This is a genomic window from Leisingera sp. JC1, from assembly GCF_001679925.1.
Taxonomy (GTDB): Bacteria; Pseudomonadota; Alphaproteobacteria; order Rhodobacterales; family Rhodobacteraceae; genus Leisingera.
In genome coordinates, this window is sequence record NZ_LYUZ01000068.1 from 32512 (window position 1) to 50236 (window position 17725).

At 64.0% G+C, this 17725-nt stretch carries 14 protein-coding genes; 9 read left to right on the forward strand and 5 right to left on the reverse strand.

Going from position 1 to position 17725, the window contains the following annotated elements:
• Positions 1–35: 35 nt before the first annotated feature.
• Both A9D60_RS06640 and A9D60_RS06645 read right to left on the reverse strand, forming a co-directional pair.
• Complete coding sequence (locus A9D60_RS06640) at positions 36–410, reverse strand: hypothetical protein (RefSeq protein ID WP_065266855.1); 375 nt, start codon at positions 408–410, stop codon at positions 36–38.
• A gap of 132 nt (positions 411–542) precedes the next feature.
• Positions 543–1127: a lytic transglycosylase domain-containing protein gene (locus A9D60_RS06645; protein ID WP_065266856.1), complete on the reverse strand. Its 585-nt coding sequence runs from the start codon at positions 1125–1127 to the stop codon at positions 543–545.
• A 233-nt stretch (positions 1128–1360) separates the two neighbouring features.
• Here A9D60_RS06645 and ssb point away from each other — a divergent pair, with 233 nt between their 5' ends.
• Both ssb and A9D60_RS06655 read left to right on the forward strand, forming a co-directional pair.
• Positions 1361–1873: a single-stranded DNA-binding protein gene (gene ssb / locus A9D60_RS06650; protein WP_065266857.1), complete on the forward strand. Its 513-nt coding sequence runs from the start codon at positions 1361–1363 to the stop codon at positions 1871–1873.
• A gap of 369 nt (positions 1874–2242) precedes the next feature.
• The gene (locus tag A9D60_RS06655; protein ID WP_083194115.1) at positions 2243–4438 is read left to right on the forward strand and encodes a methyl-accepting chemotaxis protein; all 2196 of its coding nucleotides are present in this window, start codon (positions 2243–2245) and stop codon (positions 4436–4438) included.
• A gap of 76 nt (positions 4439–4514) precedes the next feature.
• Here the strand turns inward: A9D60_RS06655 and aroB are convergent, their stop codons facing one another.
• Positions 4515–5621: a 3-dehydroquinate synthase gene (gene aroB / locus A9D60_RS06660; protein WP_065266859.1), complete on the reverse strand. Its 1107-nt coding sequence runs from the start codon at positions 5619–5621 to the stop codon at positions 4515–4517.
• A complete protein-coding gene (locus tag A9D60_RS06665; RefSeq protein ID WP_039178287.1) occupies positions 5621–6211 on the reverse strand; it encodes a shikimate kinase in 591 nt (196 codons plus the stop codon). The genes aroB and A9D60_RS06665 overlap by 1 nt, the downstream gene beginning before the upstream one ends.
• 81 nt (positions 6212–6292) lie before the next feature.
• Between A9D60_RS06665 and A9D60_RS26525 the strand changes: the two genes are divergently transcribed.
• From A9D60_RS26525 to A9D60_RS06695, 7 genes are all read left to right on the forward strand, one after another.
• Entirely contained in the window at positions 6293–6442 is a 150-nt protein-coding gene (locus A9D60_RS26525) for a hypothetical protein (protein WP_175392908.1), read from the forward strand.
• A complete protein-coding gene (locus A9D60_RS06670; RefSeq protein ID WP_065266860.1) occupies positions 6432–7949 on the forward strand; it encodes a hypothetical protein in 1518 nt (505 codons plus the stop codon). The genes A9D60_RS26525 and A9D60_RS06670 overlap by 11 nt, the downstream gene beginning before the upstream one ends.
• Position 7950: 1 nt before the next feature.
• Complete coding sequence (locus tag A9D60_RS06675; RefSeq protein ID WP_065266861.1) at positions 7951–8892, forward strand: site-specific tyrosine recombinase XerD; 942 nt, start codon at positions 7951–7953, stop codon at positions 8890–8892.
• A gap of 76 nt (positions 8893–8968) precedes the next feature.
• A complete protein-coding gene (locus tag A9D60_RS06680; RefSeq protein WP_065266862.1) occupies positions 8969–10279 on the forward strand; it encodes an HlyC/CorC family transporter in 1311 nt (436 codons plus the stop codon).
• Between the two features lie 13 nt (positions 10280–10292).
• Positions 10293–11927, forward strand: coding sequence for a hypothetical protein (locus A9D60_RS06685; protein WP_065266863.1), 1635 nt, complete (start codon positions 10293–10295; stop codon positions 11925–11927).
• A gap of 96 nt (positions 11928–12023) precedes the next feature.
• Complete coding sequence (locus tag A9D60_RS06690) at positions 12024–14441, forward strand: GcvT family protein (protein ID WP_065266864.1); 2418 nt, start codon at positions 12024–12026, stop codon at positions 14439–14441.
• A gap of 252 nt (positions 14442–14693) precedes the next feature.
• On the forward strand, positions 14694–15275 hold the full coding sequence (locus A9D60_RS06695; RefSeq protein WP_065266865.1) for a nucleotidyltransferase family protein: 582 nt from the start codon (positions 14694–14696) through the stop codon (positions 15273–15275).
• Between the two features lie 96 nt (positions 15276–15371).
• Here the strand turns inward: A9D60_RS06695 and A9D60_RS06700 are convergent, their stop codons facing one another.
• Positions 15372–17606, reverse strand: a complete 2235-nt coding sequence (locus A9D60_RS06700; RefSeq protein WP_065266866.1) for a Hint domain-containing protein — start codon at positions 17604–17606, stop codon at positions 15372–15374.
• Positions 17607–17725 lie beyond the last annotated feature (119 nt).

Genomic DNA, 17725 nt, shown 5'->3' on the forward strand with positions numbered 1-17725 from the left:
CTTCACAGCAGTCCCCCCACTCCCACGGGGTGAACTCAGCTCAACAGCAGGACCGAAATCATCAGAAGGTTGATCGAGGCGAATTGCATCAGCCGCGGCGCCTTGCTGCCCTTGGCTGCCGCCATCAAGGCCGCAGCAACTGAAACCGCAAGACCGGCCAGGGCCAGACCGCTGCCAGCCAGCCCTGCCAAGCCGGCGTCCGGTCCCCACGGAGAGTCCGCTACTGTCATGCCCTTGAGCCCGACGCCGATCAGGATACCCGTTACCGCACCAGCCAGGCTGAGCATCGCACTGCGCGGCTGCACCGGCAGACGGCCGGCCAGTACGCTGTCGATCATATGCCGGGTCGGCACCGCGCTTGGCTGCCAGTCGATGCGTTCAAGACGTTCGTCAAAGCTGTTGATGTACAAGGCATTCCCTCCAGAACCTGCGCACAGATTCACGAAAAATTAAGGCAAATGCTTGACACTCCGGCGGAGTTAACGCGGCATTAAGGAAAGTTATCCACAGGTTAACGCCTGCGCCGACTTAGGGTCAGGACCCTAGCTGCCCCAGATCTTCCGCACGTAGTTCTGGGTTTCCTTGTAGGGCGGCACCCCGCCATACTTTTGCACCGCTTCCGGACCGGCGTTATAGGCCGCCAGGGCCAGCCGCCAGGAGCCGAACTTGCGGAACTGGCGTGCCAGATAGCGGGCGCCGCCCTCCAGGTTCTGCTTCGGCTCTGCCGGGTTCACCCCCAGCGCCCGCGCCGTGGCCGGCATCAGCTGGGCCAGACCCAGCGCGCCCTTGTGCGACTTGGCATTGGGGTTCCAGTTGCTCTCCTGCTGAACCAGGCGGAGGAACAGATCCTCCGGCACCCCATGCTGCCGCGCCGCGCTGCGTGCCATTTCCAGATACTGGCCGCGGTACTTGCCGCTGTAAGGCAGCGTGCCGCCGGCGGACGGGATACTGAAGGTCTTGGGCTGCAGCCGGACAGAGTTCTTGTACTGGGTCGCGGCACGGCCATCCAGCACCCTGGTGTGGGCGGCAAACAGATCCCGCCGGTTCTTTGTGCTGAACATATCAGCAGCCGCAGGCTGCCCTGCCCCAACCATGGCAATAACCAAACCCGCAACGGTCTTGCGCATTTCCGCTGTCCCGACACTGTCCCACTTTGCGCAAATATAACTAATGCGGAGCAAATTTAAAGCAACACAGGCGCAAGAACCCGAGATTGAGGTTGAAACAAGCGTAAAACCATCCCCAGAGAGCTGCTTTCCTCACCCTGCCGGGGTCTATAGTGTGCTGGCAAAACAGCCCGGACGGATTCGCACCGGTCCGGTCAATGACAGGATATTCAGGAAATAAAGGACGGAACCCTATGGCCGGCTCACTCAACAAAGTCATGCTCATCGGCAACCTGGGCCGCGACCCGGAAGTGCGCAGCTTCCAGAACGGCGGCAAGGTCTGCAACCTGCGGATTGCCACCTCGGAAACCTGGAAGGACCGCAATACCGGCGAGCGCCGTGAGAAGACTGAATGGCACTCCGTCGCGGTCTTCAGCGAAGGCCTGGTCCGCGTGTGCGAACAGTATCTGCGCAAGGGCTCCAAGGTCTACGTCGAAGGCCAGCTGCAGACCCGCAAATGGCAGGACCAAAGCGGCCAGGACCGTTACTCGACCGAAATCGTGCTGCAGGGCTTCGGCGGAACCCTGACCATGCTGGATGGCCGCGGCGAAGGCGGCGGCGGTGGCGGCCAGGGCGGCGGTTATGGCGGCGGCAGCCAGGGCGGCGGCTATGGCGGCGGATATGACAGCGGCTCCCAAGGCGGCGGCGGCGGCAACTTTGGCGGCGGTGCCTCCCACAACATCGACGACGACGAAATCCCGTTCTAAGCGGCAAGCTGCCGTTTCCCTGAACCACAATCTTGCGAAGCCTCCGGGAGAAACACCTCCTGGGGGCTTTTTTGCTGTGCTTTCATGAAAACATTGCGCGCCAGGCATACGCTTCCAGCAGGCTGCCACCCTCCGCGCAACACCCGGCCAGCCGTTTCCCGCAGCGCGCATACTGGCCCCTTCAAAATCCCATTTCTACTGTCTTTTCAATGCGCAGGCTTGGACTTGCGAGCGCTTGCAGCTGCCCACATCCGGGCCCGTCACACAGGTTCCAGGCCCGCCCTGCGTACGCAGCGCTAGGCGAAAATTAAGACACATAACGGATGCTGAATGGATATGTCGTGAAAAGGTACATCAAGGATTCGGAATATGGGAATGCGTTTTCTGCAGCATCTCTCGATCAGAACCAAGATCGGGATGCTCCTGGCGGCACCGCTGCTGCTCAGCCTTTGGTTCATCGGGCAAACCCTGCTCGACCTGCAACGGAAAGCCCAGGCCGACACGGTCCTCGCCGGCGAGGTGATGGAACATATGAGCAGCCTGGTCCACAATCTGCAGCTGGAACGCGGGCTCAGCGCAAGCTATCTCGAAAGTGCCGCCAGTTCCCCGCCGGAAAAGCTGGTCAAGGTGCGCCAGCAAAATGACGCCAAGATGGCTGCCTACCTCGAAGAGATCAGCCGTATCGATCCCGCATCTTTGCCGTCCGAGTCCGCAGAGGCAATCGCGTTTGCCAAGTCCGAACTGGCCCGCAAAAAAGACATCCGCCAGAAGATCGACACCCATTCCCTGAAGCTGAAGGCCCTGATTGCCTACTACACGGACCTGAACGGGGCCCTCATTCAGACCGGCCTGGCGATGGCCAAGGGCATTGATGATCCGCTGATCTCGCAGGAGGCCGTGGCACTGTCTTTCTTCATGCGCGCAATCGACGCCGCAGGGCTGGAGCGTGCAGCCGGTGCCGTGGGATTCAAACACGGCTGGAAACCGGAAGACCGCGAAGCCTTTGTTGCCGATCATGAGCTGTTCAAGGAACGCCTGCGCACCTTCAAGAACTTTGCAACCGCAGAGGACCGCGACGCCGTCAAAGGCCTGTTCAGCGATCCTGCCATGAAGAAATTCGACGAGATGCGCGAGTCGATTCTGCACGGCTCTGGCGGTGACGCCGTGACCGCCGAGGATTGGTTTGCAGCCGCAACCAAAGCCATCGAGGTCCTGCAAAAGAAGGAAATGCTGCTGATTGAGCATCTGGAGCGCGACATGGCGGCCTTTGATGCCCACAACAAGCTGATGCTGACAGAGATGGCCATCTTTGCCGCTGTCATGCTGGGGCTGGTTCTGCTGCTCAGCGCGGTGATAGCCCGCGACATGACCAAGAACCTGTCGATCCTGAACGTCGCGCTGAAAAAGCTCGGCTCCGGCGAGACCGAGGTTGAGGTTCCAGGCGCGCAACGCCGGGACGAGATCGGCGCGGTTGCCCGCAATGTGGTGGACCTGCGCACCGTCACCCAGCGCAAGCAGGAAGAACGCGTGCAGGAGGAGAGAGAGCGCCGCGAGGAAATCCTGAAAGTGACCGGCCGCATCGGCAGCGCTCTTGCGGATCTGCAGCACAAGCGCCTGGACAACCCGATCCAGGAGTATTTCCCGGCAGAATTCAAATCGATCCGGATGGACTTCAACGACTCCCTGACAGCCCTCAGTGCAGCGGTTTCCGTGATCGCCGAACTGACCAGCAGCGTCGATGAAAGCACCAAGTCGATTGCCGAGGCCTCGATGGACCTTGCCCACCGGACAGAGGCGGAATCGGCGACGCTGGAAAAAACCACCCATGCGGTGGGCGAGCTGACCGGCAATGTGAAACGGACTGCAGAAAACGCCGGCCGCGCCGAAGAGCTGGCGGACAGCGCCCAGCACGGGGTCAAATCCTGCGACGCCGTGGTCAAGGACACCATTACCGCGATGGACAAGCTGCAGGAATCCTCACAGGAGATTTCCCAGATCACCAAGGTGATCCAGGACATCGCCTTCCAGACCAACCTGCTGGCGCTGAACGCCGGGGTTGAGGCCGCCCGCGCAGGTGAAGCAGGCCGCGGCTTCGCGGTTGTCGCCTCGGAGGTGCGGATGCTGGCACAGCGCTGTGCCGATGCGGTACAGCAAATCGACGAACTGACCGCCCGCAGCTCTGAACAGGTCAAGAACGGCGCGGCTCTGGTGGATCAGGCCGGACAGGCCATGGCCACCGTGAGCGAACAGGTGGTCGAGATTTCCTCGCTGGTGGTCGAGATTGCCGGCAACATGAAGGACCAGTCGGCACAGATGAGCGATGTCAACACCGCCGTGGGCGAGCTGGAGATGATGGCGCAGCAAAACGCCGCCATGGCCGAAGAGACCACCGCGGCGACGACATCCTTGTCCGATCAGGCGCAGGAGCTGCGGGAACAGGTCACCCAGTTCACATTGGGCTCCACGGCAAGCGCCTTGCCTGCGCCCGAAGCGCATCCGCCGATGGCTATCGACTTCGATGAAGACGAAAGCTGGGACCAGGACCTGAACATCAGCGCCGCTTGATTCAGGCACTGCCGGAACAGCAAAAAAGGGCAGCCCCAGCGGCTGCCCTTTGACTGTCTGAGGCCTGCGGCCCGGTTCAGGCGCCCGCGCTGCGCAGCACCTCCAGCACCGCGTCCGGCGGCACGTCGCCAGTGACAAAGGCCTCGCCAATGCCGCGCGCCAGGATGAAGCGCAGCTGGCCGGCCACCACTTTCTTGTCCTGGCCCATCAGATCCAGCAGCGCCTCTGCTCCCGGCAACTCGCCCGGAATATCTGCCAGATCGGTCTTCATGCCCATCGCCTTCAGATGCGCCCGCACCCGGCTGGGGTCCTCCTGCGAACACAGCCCCAGCTTCGACGACAGCTCAAACGCCAGCGCGCAGCCGATCGCCACACCTTCGCCATGCAGCAGCCGGTCCGAATACCCCGTCGCCGCTTCCAGTGCGTGGCAGAAGGTATGGCCCAGATTGAGCAGCGCCCGGTCACCCTGCTCTGTCTCGTCGCGCACCACGATGTCGGCTTTCATCTGAACCGAGCGCGCCACGGCTTCTACCCGCGCCGCCACGTCGCCTTCGGCGAGTGCAGGGCCGTGTTCTTCCAGCCAGGCAAAGAACTCCGAGTCGCCCAACAGGCCGTATTTCACCACTTCGCCATAGCCGGACAGGAAATCGCGTGCGGTCAGCGTCTCCAGCACCGAAGTATCGGCCAGCACCAGTGACGGCTGGTGGAAAGCCCCGATCAGATTCTTACCCTGCGGCGCGTTGATGCCGGTCTTTCCGCCAACCGAACTGTCGACCTGCGCCAGCAGCGACGTCGGGATTTGCACGAACCGCACACCCCGGCGCAGCACCGCAGCGGCAAATCCTGCCAGATCGCCAATGACGCCGCCGCCAAAGGCAACAATCACGTCGCCGCGCTCCACCTTCTGCTCCAGCAGCCATTCCACCGCGCGGGTGAACTGCGGCCAGCCCTTGGTCGCCTCGCCCGGCGGCAGCGCCAGCGCGGTCATCTCCACGCCCGCGGCAGCCAGCCCGGCACGCAAGGTTTCCAGGTGCTTCTCCGCCACGGTCTCATCCGTCAGCACCGCCACCTGCGGCCGGCTCAAGAACGGCTTGATCCGCTCCCCCGCCTGCGCCAGCAGGCCCGGGCCGATCACCACATCATAGGCGCGTTCGCCCAGGGGCACATGAACCGTGCGCTCCATCAATTCCACTCCAATACATCAGGGCGTGCCTTCAAGGCGTCCAGCACGCGGTCCACCATGGTTTCAATCGAGGCCTGCCCGTCCGAGACCACTGACACATCGGCCTTGGAATACAGCGGCACCCTCTGGTGATACAGGTTGCTGAGTGTCGCACGCGGATCAGCGGTGCGCAGCAGAGGCCGGGTATCGCGGTGGCGCACCCGGTTCCACAGCACCTCAAGGTCGGCATTCAGCCAGACCGAGACACCCTTGGCGGTGATCACCTGCCGGTTCTCCTCTGCCAGGAAGGCCCCGCCGCCGGTGGACAGCACGCCGCGCTCCTCTTCCAGCAGGCGCGCGATCACCTGGCGCTCCTTCTGGCGGAAGAACGGCTCGCCGTCGCGCGCGAAGATCTCCGGAATGGTCATGTTGGCAGCGGCTTCGATCTCGTGGTCGCTGTCCAGAAACGGCGCATTCAGCCGTGCCGCCAGCGCCCGTCCCACGGCGGTCTTGCCCGCCCCCATCATACCCACCATCACGATGGTCTTCTTCAATTTCCCCGGCACCGGCGCTGCTGCCTTCTGGCCGCTGATTTGCTCTTTTTCGCTCATTCTTCAGTGAATGACGTGATCTTGCCGAAAAGGGAATATATAACTTGGGCAAAAGAGCAGGAAACAGGCATTGGATGCACTATGGGGCGATTGATTAAGTATTTGGTCTACTTGCTGGTTCTGGCTGCAATCGGGCTGGTGGGATATGCCTATGTCGGCCCCTGGTTCGGTGCCGATTTCAGCGCTCCCAGCAGCGAAGTGCGCAAACCGGTGGTGCTGAATGCGGATTAAGGCGGCTGCCGCCGGGGTGATGCTGGCAGGCAGCGCGCTTGCCAACGAACCGCTAGCGGCAATTGACTGGCTGAACCAGCCGGCACCCCGGGACGGGCTGCCGGGCACGGTGCTGCTGGAACCGCCCGTCGCGGGAACCGCTGCTTTGCCCCAAATATCCGTCACGCCGCTGGAAACCTTGCTGCCTCCGGTCGGGCTGGTGCCTGCTGCCGCAACCGGCCTGCCTGCCGACCTTTGGCGCGGCAGTTCCGCCGATGACATCACCCATCTGATCGAAACCGTGCCGGTGCGCGGCAGCCCGGCGATGCAGGCGCTGCTGTTCACCCTGCTATTGTCGGAAACCCGCCCGCCCGCCGCCACCGGCGACCGCATCCTGCTGGCCCGGCTCGACCGGCTGCTGGCACTGGGGGCCACCGATCCCTCGCAGGCACTGGTGGAACACGCAGGCCCGGCGGACAGCAAGGACCGCTTTTCCCGCTGGTTCGACGCCACCCTGCTCACCGGCAGCGAGGATGCCTCTTGCGCGGCTCTCACCGCGTCGCCGCATCTGTCGGACAGCTACGCCGTGCGGATTTTCTGCGCAGCCCGGCGCGGCGACTGGCCGACCGCGGCGCTGATGCTGGAAACGGCCCACGCGCTGGAGCTGCTGCCCAAGGATCAGATGGATCTGCTCGACAGGTTCCTGAATCCGGACCTGTTCGAACTGGCCCCGCCGCTGCGCCGCCCGGCGCATCCTGACCCGCTGACCTTCCGGCTGTTTGAAACCATTGGCGAGAGCATGCCGACCGCCCCGCTGCCGCCGGCCTTTGCCGCCGCTGACCTGCGCGACATTGCCGGCTGGAAGGCGCAGCTGGAAGCCGCAGAGCGGCTGTCCCGCGCCGGCGCGCTCAACCCGAACCAGTATCTGGGCCTGTTCAGCGCCCGCAAACCCGCCGCCTCCGGCGGTATCTGGGACCGGGTCTCGGCGGTGCAGAAACTCGAAGACGACCTGAGTTCCGGCAGCCCTGACGCCATTGCCAGATCCCTGCCCCGCGCCTGGAAGGCCATGCAGGAAGCCGGCACCGAAACCGTCTTTGCGGATCTCTTTGCCGAGCCGCTGGCGCGCGCAGAACTGACAGGGCCAGCGGCACAGCTTGCCTGGCGGATCCGACTGCTGTCACCGACTTACGAAACCGCCGCCCATGACGCACAGGCCTCAGGCGCGGCCGATCATTTCCTGGCGGCCCTTGCCCAGGGCCGCCCCGGCGATGCCGCCGCGCCTTCGCCGCTGGCAGACGCCATTTCGCTGGGGTTTGCCGCGGAGGCCGCCGCCCCGCCTGCCATCCGCCGGCTGCTGGACAACGGCCAGCTTGGCGAGGCAATTTTGCGCAGCATGAGTTTGTTTGCCCAGGGTGCCGACGGCAATCTTGGCGACCTCAGCGCCGCCCTCGCCGCCTTCCGCGCCGTCGGCCTGGAGGACACCGCCCGCCGCGCCGCCCTTCAGCTGATGCTGCTGGAGCACGGCTGACATGGCAGCCCCGCGCGACAATTACCAGTGGATCTCCACTTTCCTGGATGCCCAGGCGGCGGAAACCGGCGCCTCGCAGAACACGCTCCTGGCTTATGGCCGCGACCTCAAGGATCTGACCGCCTGGCTGGAGCACTGCAAACTGGGCTTTCTGACTGCCAGCCAGGACGATATTGAGGCCTATCTGATCAACTGCGACGCCCAGGGCCTCGCCCGCGCCACCCGCGCCCGGCGGCTGTCTGCCGTCAAGCAGATCTACCGTTTCGCATTTGAAGAAGGCTGGCGCGAAGACAATCCCGCCATTCAGATCCGCGGCCCCGGACGGGAAAAGCGGCTGCCGAAGACCCTCGAGGTGATCGAAGTCGACCGCCTGCTGGACGCTGCCCGCCAAACCGGCCGCAGCGAAGGCGACCGGCTGCGCAATACCTGTCTGATGGAGCTGCTCTATGCCACCGGCATGCGGGTCACCGAACTGGTCTCGCTGCCGGTATCCGCCGCCCGCGGCGACCCGCGGATGCTGCTGATCCTGGGCAAGGGCGGCAAGGAACGCATGGTGCCGCTGTCGCCGCCTGCGCGCGAAGCACTGGCGCAATGGCTGCTGGTACGCGACGGCGCCGAAGCAGAGCGCGAAGCCAAGGGGCACCCGCCCTCGCGCTTCCTGTTTCCGTCCCGCGGCAAATCCGGCCATCTGACCCGCCACCGCTTCTATCTGCTGATCAAGGAACTGGCGGTGACCGGCGGCATCTCCCCGGATAAGGTGACACCGCACACCCTGCGCCACGCCTTTGCCACCCACCTCTTGGCAAACGGCGCCGATCTGCGCGCGATCCAGGCGCTCTTGGGCCACGCCGACATCGCCACCACCGAAATCTACACCCATGTTCTGGACGCTCGGCTGCAGGAACTGGTGCTGGAACACCACCCCCTTGCCAAGCGCGGCTGACCGCAGCGCTTGAAGCGGCGGGGCTAAGGCCCCATAAATACAGCGAACAATCAACAGACCGGACATCTGCCCTCTCATGGACACCGCCTCCACCGTTCTCGACAGCGCCTTCTGGACCACTGCCGGGGCTATCGTGCTGCTACTCGTCTTTTCCGGCTTCTTTTCCGGCTCGGAAACGGCGCTGACCGCCGCGTCGCGCGGCAAGCTGCGCGCCCAGGCCGACAAGGGCTCCCGCGGTGCTCAGCGCGCGCTGTTCATTACCGAAGACAATGAGCGCCTGATCGGTTCGGTCCTGCTGGGCAACAACGTCGTCAACATCCTCGCAGCCTCGCTCGCCACCGCGCTCTTCACCCGGATTTTCGGTGAAGGCGGTGTCGCGATGGCAACGCTGGTGATGACCCTCCTGGTGCTGGTCTTTGCCGAGGTTCTGCCCAAGACATACGCCATTTCCAACGCCGAGAAGGCCGCCTCGGCGGTATCTGCACCGATCAGCATCCTCGTCATGATCCTGTCGCCTGTCGTGGGCGCGGTGCGGCTGTTCGTACGCGGCGTGCTGCGCGTCTTCGGCGTGCAGATTGACCCCGACAGCCACATCATGGCGGTGCGCGAGGAAATCGCAGGCGCCCTGCAGCTGGGCCATTCCGAGGGCGTGGTGGAAAAGGAAGACCGCGACCGCATCCTTGGCGCGCTAGACCTCTCCGACCGCTTTGTCGAGGAGATCATGCTGCACCGTTCCAACATCGAGATGATCGACGCGGATGCAGAGCCTGAGACCATCCTGGAGCAATGCCTGCAAAGCCAGCACACCCGCCTGCCCGTTTTCCGCGGCGAGCAGGAGAACATCATCGGCGTGGTTCACGCCAAGGACCTGTTCCGGGCCATGTATGAGCAGGCCGGCGGCGCAGGCGGGGATTCCGACCAGCTGAAAACCTTCGACGTCGCCCAGGTCGCCAAAGCCCCGTATTTCATCCCCGAAACCACCACGCTGGACGAGCAGATGCGCCAGTTCCTGCGAATGCGTTCGCATTTTGCACTGGTGGTGGATGAATACGGCGCCCTGCAGGGGCTGATCACGCTGGAGGACATCCTCGAAGAAATCGTTGGCGAGATCACCGACGAATTCGACCCGGCAGAGGAAAGCGCTGCCCGGAAGACCGCCGACGGATCCTATCTGGTCGAGGGTGCCACCACCATCCGCGACCTGAATCGGGCCACCGAATGGAGCCTGCCGGATGACGAGGCCAACACCGTCGCAGGGCTGGTGATCCACGAGGCGCAGATGATCCCGGTCAAGGGCCAGGTGTTCTCCTTCCACGGCTTCCGCTTCGAAGTCACCGCGCGCGAAGGCAACCGCGTGACTGAGCTGAAGATCCGGCCGCTCTCTTGACGGGAGGCCGGCAATGACCCGTGCAGCTCTGATGGCCTGGGGCTGGTTCGACAGCATCGTGCTGGAACTGTTCCGGCAGCTGCGCTGGTCCTTCCTGCCGCCGCTGCTGATATACTTCGCCTATGGCGCGCAGGGCATCAGCACCGTTGCCGCCTCGTTCTACGTCAAAGAATACCTCGACCTCTCCGCGGCCTTCCTCGCAGGTCTCGCGTTCTGGGTCGGGCTGCCCTGGGCGCTGAAGATGCCGCTGGGTCATCTGGTCGACCTGATATGGCGCTGGAAATACCTCTTGATCCTTGCAGGCGCTGCGCTGATGGGTGCCAGCTATGGCATCCTCGCCGCCATCGTTCTGCACCCGGACACGATGGGCGCGCTGATGCCGCTCAATGCCTGGTACGTCACCGCCGCCCTGCTGGCTCCCTGCGGCTTCGTGCTGCAGGACGTGGTGGCGGACGCCATGTCGGTAGAGGCCGTGCCGCATTTGGATGCCCAGGGCAATCCCCTGCCCGAGGCAGAAACCAAGTCTCTGCACACCACCATGCAGACCTTCGGCCGCATCGCACTGATCGGCGGTTCCAGCGCCGCTGCCGCGTTGAACGTTGCCCTGTTCGACGGTGCCGATGCCATGCCCCAGGCCGACAAAGGCGCGCTTTACGGCTTTGTCTTCACCCTCGCCCTTTTTATCCCGGTCATTTCGCTTTCCGGCGTGGCTCTGGCGATCTGGCAGAAATGGCGCAAGGCCGCCGCTCTGCGCCGCGAAGGCTTGGCCGAAGCCGACATCCGCAGCCGCATCGAGCCGCCCCGCGACCAGGTGACCCCGAACCACTGGTATTTCATTGGCGGAGGCGCCTTTGTTGCGCTGTCGCTCACCGTGGGCCTCGGCGATGTTCCCTACTCGCAGGAAATCGTCTTTGCCGGATCCATGGCCATCGTGCTGTTCCTGATGCGCCAGCTGGTCGCGGTACTGCCAACGGACCACGCCCGCGCCCTCATCGGCACCGCCATCATCATCTTTGTCTACCGAGCAACGCCGCTCCGCGGCCCTGGCGCCACCTGGTTCGAGATCGACGTGCTGGGCTTTGATCAGCAGTTCCTGTCGGTCCTGTCCCTGATCACTTCCCTGCTGACGCTCGCGGGCATGCTGATCTTCCGCCCGCTGATGGCCAGCCGCCCCATCGCCTGGATCGTTGCCTTCCTGGCGATCACAGAGGCTGTCCTCAGCCTGCCCAACATCGCGCTGTACTACGGCGCCCACCACTGGACCGCGGCTATGACCGGCGGCGTGGTCGATGCCCGCTTCATTGCCATCGTCGACACCGCGGTGGAATCGCCGCTGGGCCAGGTCGCGATGATCCCGATGCTCGCCTGGATCGCCCGCAACGCGCCCTCCGGGCTCAAGGCCACCTTCTTTGCGGTCATGGCCTCCTTCACCAATCTGGCGCTCTCGGCCTCCAGCCTGGGCACCAAATACCTGAACGAGATCTTCGTTGTGACCCGCGAAGTCACAGATTCGGCAGGTGCCGTCACCACGCCCGCGGACTATTCCCAGCTGGGGATGCTCCTGATCACCGTTGGCGTCATTCTCCTGGCAGCCCCGCTCACCGCGATTTTCCTCATCCAGAACAGCCGCTTCCGCACCTCCGAATAACCACGCAGCCCATAAGCGGCACGCCATGCCGTTTTTCTTCTGGACTACTGTTCACTTATGTCCAGAATGCAGGAAACGCCAATCAGGGAGGCCCACATGAAAACCACCACCCGCGTGGCAGTGATCGGCGGCGGCGTCGTCGGCTGCTCTGTCCTCTACCACCTGACCAAGCTCGGCTGGTCCGACGTCATGCTGATCGAACGCTCCGAGCTGACCAGCGGCTCCACCTGGCACGCCGCGGGCGGTTTCCACACCCTCAATGGTGATACCAACATGGCCGCCCTGCAGGGCTACACCATCAAGCTCTATAAAGAGCTGGAAGAGATCACTGGCATGTCCTGCGGGTTGCACCACGTCGGCGGCGTCACCCTGGCGGAAACCCAGGAACGCTTCGACATGCTGAAGGCCGAACGCGCCAAGCACCGCTTCATGGGGCTGGAAACCGAAATCGTCTCCCCCGAGGAGATCAAGAAAATCGCCCCCGTCACCAACGTGGACGGCATCATCGGCGGGTTGTACGACCCGCTGGACGGCCACCTCGACCCCTCCGGCACCACCCACGCCTATGCCAAGGCCGCGCGCATGGGCGGCGCCACGATTGAAACCCACTGCAAGGTGATCGAGACCAACCAGCGCCCCGACGGCACCTGGGATGTGGTGACGAACAAGGGCACCGTCCACGCCGAACATGTGGTCAACGCAGGCGGCCTCTGGGCGCGCGAGGTCGGCGCCATGGCCGGTGTTTACTTCCCGCTGCACCCGATGGAGCACCAGTATATCGTCACCGATGAGGTGCCGATGATCGCCGAGATCATCGACGGCGGCGGCGAGCATCCGCATGTGATGGACCCGGCCGGCGAAAGCTACCTTCGCCAGGAGGGCCGCGGCCTTTGCATCGGCTTCTACGAGCAGCCCTGCAAGCCCTGGGCGGTGGACGGCACCCCCTGGGACTTCGGCCACGAGCTGCTTCCCGATGATTTCGACAAGATCGAGGACTCGATCGCCTTTGCCTACAAACGCTTCCCGGCGCTGGAGGCCGCAGGCGTCAAATCCGTAATCCACGGCCCCTTCACCTTTGCCCCCGACGGCAACCCGCTGGTCGGCCCGGTGCCCGGCATGCGCAACTACTGGTCCGCCTGCGCGGTCATGGCTGGCTTCTCCCAGGGCGGCGGCGTCGGCCTGATGCTAGCCCAGTGGATGGTCGAGGGCGAATGCGAGCGAGACACATTCGCGATGGACTGCGCCCGCTTCGGCGACTGGATCACCCCGGGCTACACCCGCCCCAAAGTCATTGAAAACTATCAGAAACGCTTCTCCATCGCCTACCCGAACGAGGAGCTGCCCGCGGCGCGCCCGTTCCGCACCACCCCGATGTACGACATCTTTGATGGCATGGGCGCGGTCTGGGGCGCGCAATACGGCATGGAGGTCCCGAACTACTTCGCGACAGGCGACGAGCCGCGGTATGAGACCCCGTCGTTCCGCCGCTCCAACGCCTTCGAGGCCGCCGCGCGCGAGGTCAAGGCCGTGCGCGAAAACGTGGGCATCAACGAGGTACACAACTTCGGCAGGTACCTGGTAAAGGGCGCCGGCGCCCGCGCCTGGCTCGACCGCATCATGGCGGGCCGGGTGCCGCAGCCGGGCCGCCTGTCGCTGACCCCGATGCTGTCGCCCAAGGGCCGTCTGATCGGCGATTTCACCATCTCCTGCCTGTCAGAGGACGAGTTCCAGCTCACCGCCTCCTACGGCTCGCAGGCCTACCACATGCGCTGGTTCCTGCAGAACCTGGACGACGGCGTGAGCTTGGACAACATCTCCGACACCCGCAACGGCTTCCAGATCGCTGGCCCCAAGGCACGCGAGGTCCTGCAAGCCTGCACCCGTCAGGACATCTCGGACATGCGCTTCATGGATGTGCGCCGCCTGACGGTGGGCATGGCCGACTGCATCGTGCAGCGGGTCAGCTACACTGGCGACCTCGGGTATGAGATCTACTGCGACCTGCCCAGCCAGCGCGCCCTGTGGGATGCGCTGTGGTCCGCTGGCCAGCCGCACGGCATGAAACCGTTTGGAATGCGGGCAATGATGTCGCTGCGCCTGGACAAATTCTTCGGCTCCTGGCTGCGGGAATTCTCGCCCGACTACACGGCCGCGGAGACCGGTCTGGACCGCTTCATCTCCTTCAAGAAGGAAGTGGACTTCATCGGCCGCGCTGCCGCTGAGGCCGAACGCGACGCAGGCCCTGCCCGCCAGCTCTGCGCCTTTGAGGTCGCGGCAGACGACGCCGATGTGGTAGCCTATGAACCGATCTGGCTCGACGGCGCGGTTGTCGGCTTCTGCACCTCCGGCGGCTATTCGCACCATGCGCAGAAATCCATTGCGCTGGGGTTTGTCCCCACGGAGAAAGCCAGGGAAGGGCTGGAAGTGGAGATCGAAATCCTCGGTAAAATGTACAAGGCCCGGCTCATTACTGAGCCGCTGTTTGACGCCGACGGTGCCCGGATGCGCGGCTGAGTTTGAAAAACACCGGATTCAGGTCAGCCCGCCTGACCTGAATCCGCCCTGTTGCCTAGGCAGCGCACGCTGACGCCGCGAAACTTGCGCAACACATACGTCAGTGCCGGCACCCGAATGTTTCGCGCGCGAAACATTCGGTCAACCCTACTGACCTATGCGGCTTTCACTGGCCCTCGTCCTTCATCTTTGTAAAAATACTCCCGCCGGAGGCATCCGCCATCGCGGCCTAGAACCAAGGACCGGGGTTGCATGACCGCCATCGCCATTCTCCTGCTCGCCGCCGGCGCGTCCTCGCGGATGCAGGGCTGTGACAAGCTGATGGAGGAGGTGGACGGCCAGCCCCTGCTCACCCTGATGTGCCGCCGCGCCGCGCTGACCGGCCTGCCGGTCTACGTCACTCTGCCAGGCCCATCCCACCCGCGGGCAGCCGCAACAGGCGATGCAATCCAGGTTCCGGTGCCGGACGCGGCTGAGGGCATGGCCGCCTCCATCCGCCGCGGAACCGCCGCGCTGCCGGAAGGAACTGAGGCAGTGATGATCCTGCCCGCCGATATGCCGGAAGTGATGGCCCAGGACATGCTGCACCTTGCTGCGCATTTCAGCGGACAAGACAGCCCTGTCCTGCGCGCAACGGCAGAGGACGGCACGCCGGGCCATCCGGTGCTGTTTCCGCAACGCTGTTTCAAAGCCCTGAGGACCTTGAGCGGAGATCAAGGCGCCCGCAGCGTCCTGAAGGCTGAGACGGTCCAGGCCATTCCGCTGCCTGGCCGCCGCGCGCTGACCGATCTGGACACGCCCGAAGACTGGGACGCCTGGCGCCGGAACCGCTGACATCCCCTGCAAATGCAGAGAAGGCAGGGCACTAGACCCTGCCTTCCTGCGCTACGCTCTTATCCACCGCCTCCCCCAAGACGGCAGCTGCACCTTTCAGTGCACAAGCAGATGCGCCTCGTGTTTCCGCAAAGAGCGGCGCGCGGCAGTGTAACCCTCGCGGCCTTTTTGCGACTTCAGTTCCGGGAACAGTTCGAACAGTTCATTGCGCTGTGCGTTGTCCAGCCCGCGCAGGGACTGGTCACCAGGCTGGAAGCTTTCGGTCCAGGCGCCGTCGGACAGCACAACCTCATGCTGGTCGAACATGAAGTGGATGTAGGTCACACTGGCGACCTCAACCGGATCCACACCTGCCAGGCCGGTCAGATGCTTGGCTGCAACCAGCACTTCGCGGTCCTCGAAGTAAAGCGCGGTCTTGTCGTTGGCGACCAGCACCCGGTGGTTCGGGCTGACCATCATGTCACGCTCCGGCAGACCATTGCCCAAGGCACCCTGGCGGATCAGAACCGGCTGAAGATGCGCGGCGCCTTTCAGCTCTCCGGCCTGCAGCGTGCGGGTGCCGACCCAGCGGATTTCCTGAATGCCGTTGTCGCGGGTGATCACCCGGTCGCCAGCCTGCAGATCCTCGACCTTGCGCTCGCCCTGCGGGGTTGCGATCAGCGTGCCCGGCGTGAAGCAGGGTATGATCTGCTCGATCTCGCCAAAGGTCATCGAGCCGGTAACGTCGCCGTCCTCATCGAGGAAGTTCACAGTACCCGACAGGCTGTTGCCGTCCGGGTCAACCGTGACGCCAGTCAGTTCGAACGGGCCGGAACCGCGCAGGTCCAGGGTGTCGAAGTCATCACCGCCTGAGCCGCCGTCCACGACATCACCGGCATTGCCGCCGATGAAGGTATCACGGCCGTCACCGCCTGACAGCGTGTCGGCGCCGTGGCCGCCGGTGATCACATCATTGCCGTCACCGCCCTCGACATAGTCATCGTCGATGCCTGCATCGATGGTATCATTGCCGGTGCCGCCATAGATCTCGTCATCGTCATCCTGGCCATAGATCACGTCGTTGCCGTCACCGCCGTAGATCGTGTCCATCCCGTTGGTGGGATCGGGGTCTGCCGGACGCCCGTCGCCGCCGTCATCGGTGATGTTCAGCCCGTCCGGGAACGCCGGGTCAAGGCCGCCGTAGATTGTGTCGTCGCCGCTGCCGCCTTCGATGAGGTCGGACCCCTCGCCGCCGGTGATCAGGTCGGCATCCGCGCCGCCATCAATGGTGTCGTCGTCGATCCCGCCATCAATCACGTCCATGCCGGTGCCGCCGTCGATCAGATCGGCATCATCCCCGGTGGAAATGGTGTCGTTGCCAGCACCGCCAAGAACCGTATCGCGGTCGTCATAGGGATCGGCATCGGCCGGGATGAACGGAATATCCGGATCGGTGCCGGTGTAGCCCGGGAAGCCGCGGTCGGGCAGCGGGTAGCCGCTGTCACTGGAGGTGTCGATCACATCGTCGCCATCGCCGCCTTCCACCGAGTCCGAGCCGTCGCCGCCGTCGATGGTGTCATTGCCGCCGCCGCCCAGGATGGTGTCGTCGCCCTCGCCGCCGCTCAGGCTGTCGTCGCCCGGCACAACCGGGTCCACGGGGTCGGAAGAATAGTCGTAGTGCGCGTTGTCCAGCGTCGTGCCGGAGGTGCCCAGATCAACGATCAGCTTGACGTCGTTGAAGTCCCGGTCGCCCAGATTGTTCAGATCCTCGAACCCCAGCTGCACCGAACCGTCGGGGAACTCATAGATCCCTTTGGTATGGACCAGCCCGTCCGGGTTCAGGTCCGCATTGTCGCCGTAACCCGAGGAATAGAATGTTCCCTGCGGGCTGATGATGCCAACGCCGATCACCGCACCTGCGGGCGCGTCATAAGTGAAGGTCTCGCCCGCATCCGCTTTGGCGTTCTCTGACAGCACGACGACATTGCTGATCTCGCCGGTTTCCGGGTCGATCGTGTAGGCAAAGACCTGGTTCTGAAAAGCCGAGCTGGTCGAGGAAATGGTGATCTTTACAGGTTCATAGACACCTGAGACCCCATCACCGAGGATCAGGTCGTTGCCACTGCCGCCGTCCACAGTGTCGCTGCCCGAACCGGCGTAGACAGTGTCATTGCCGCTGCCGGCAACGATGACGTCGTCGTCAGGCCCCGCCCCCGGATCAATCGCGTCTGCATTATCGACCATGTCGCCTTCGGGATCGCCGGTGTAGGCCGCATCAATCAGGTCATTGCCTGCGGTACCCTCTACGATTCCGTCCAGCGCCGGTTTCTGCCCATCACAACCTTTTTTCATTACCTTCTCCTCGCCGGATTGGCCCCGAGCCCCATCGTTCGGGCCAGCCGGGCAGCCGCACAGCCATGCGGAATGCCGCAGTCAAAAACACCTGCCCATGCAGCGAGAGGGCCAGACCG

What these genes read in the sequence shown, in the direction of transcription:
- A9D60_RS06645 (WP_065266856.1), bottom strand. Translation starts at nt 1,127, where the DNA reads ATGCGCAAGACCGTTGCGGGTTTGGTTATTGCCATGGTTGGGGCAGGG.
- ssb (WP_065266857.1), top strand. Translation starts at nt 1,361, where the DNA reads ATGGCCGGCTCACTCAACAAAGTCATGCTCATCGGCAACCTGGGCCGC.
- A9D60_RS06655 (WP_083194115.1), top strand. Translation starts at nt 2,243, where the DNA reads ATGGGAATGCGTTTTCTGCAGCATCTCTCGATCAGAACCAAGATCGGG.
- aroB (WP_065266859.1), bottom strand. Translation starts at nt 5,621, where the DNA reads ATGGAGCGCACGGTTCATGTGCCCCTGGGCGAACGCGCCTATGATGTG.
- A9D60_RS06665 (WP_039178287.1), bottom strand. Translation starts at nt 6,211, where the DNA reads ATGAGCGAAAAAGAGCAAATCAGCGGCCAGAAGGCAGCAGCGCCGGTG.
- A9D60_RS26525 (WP_175392908.1), top strand. Translation starts at nt 6,293, where the DNA reads ATGGGGCGATTGATTAAGTATTTGGTCTACTTGCTGGTTCTGGCTGCA.
- A9D60_RS06670 (WP_065266860.1), top strand. Translation starts at nt 6,432, where the DNA reads ATGCGGATTAAGGCGGCTGCCGCCGGGGTGATGCTGGCAGGCAGCGCG.
- A9D60_RS06675 (WP_065266861.1), top strand. Translation starts at nt 7,951, where the DNA reads ATGGCAGCCCCGCGCGACAATTACCAGTGGATCTCCACTTTCCTGGAT.
- A9D60_RS06680 (WP_065266862.1), top strand. Translation starts at nt 8,969, where the DNA reads ATGGACACCGCCTCCACCGTTCTCGACAGCGCCTTCTGGACCACTGCC.
- A9D60_RS06685 (WP_065266863.1), top strand. Translation starts at nt 10,293, where the DNA reads ATGACCCGTGCAGCTCTGATGGCCTGGGGCTGGTTCGACAGCATCGTG.
- A9D60_RS06690 (WP_065266864.1), top strand. Translation starts at nt 12,024, where the DNA reads ATGAAAACCACCACCCGCGTGGCAGTGATCGGCGGCGGCGTCGTCGGC.
- A9D60_RS06695 (WP_065266865.1), top strand. Translation starts at nt 14,694, where the DNA reads ATGACCGCCATCGCCATTCTCCTGCTCGCCGCCGGCGCGTCCTCGCGG.
- A9D60_RS06700 (WP_065266866.1), bottom strand. Translation starts at nt 17,606, where the DNA reads ATGAAAAAAGGTTGTGATGGGCAGAAACCGGCGCTGGACGGAATCGTA.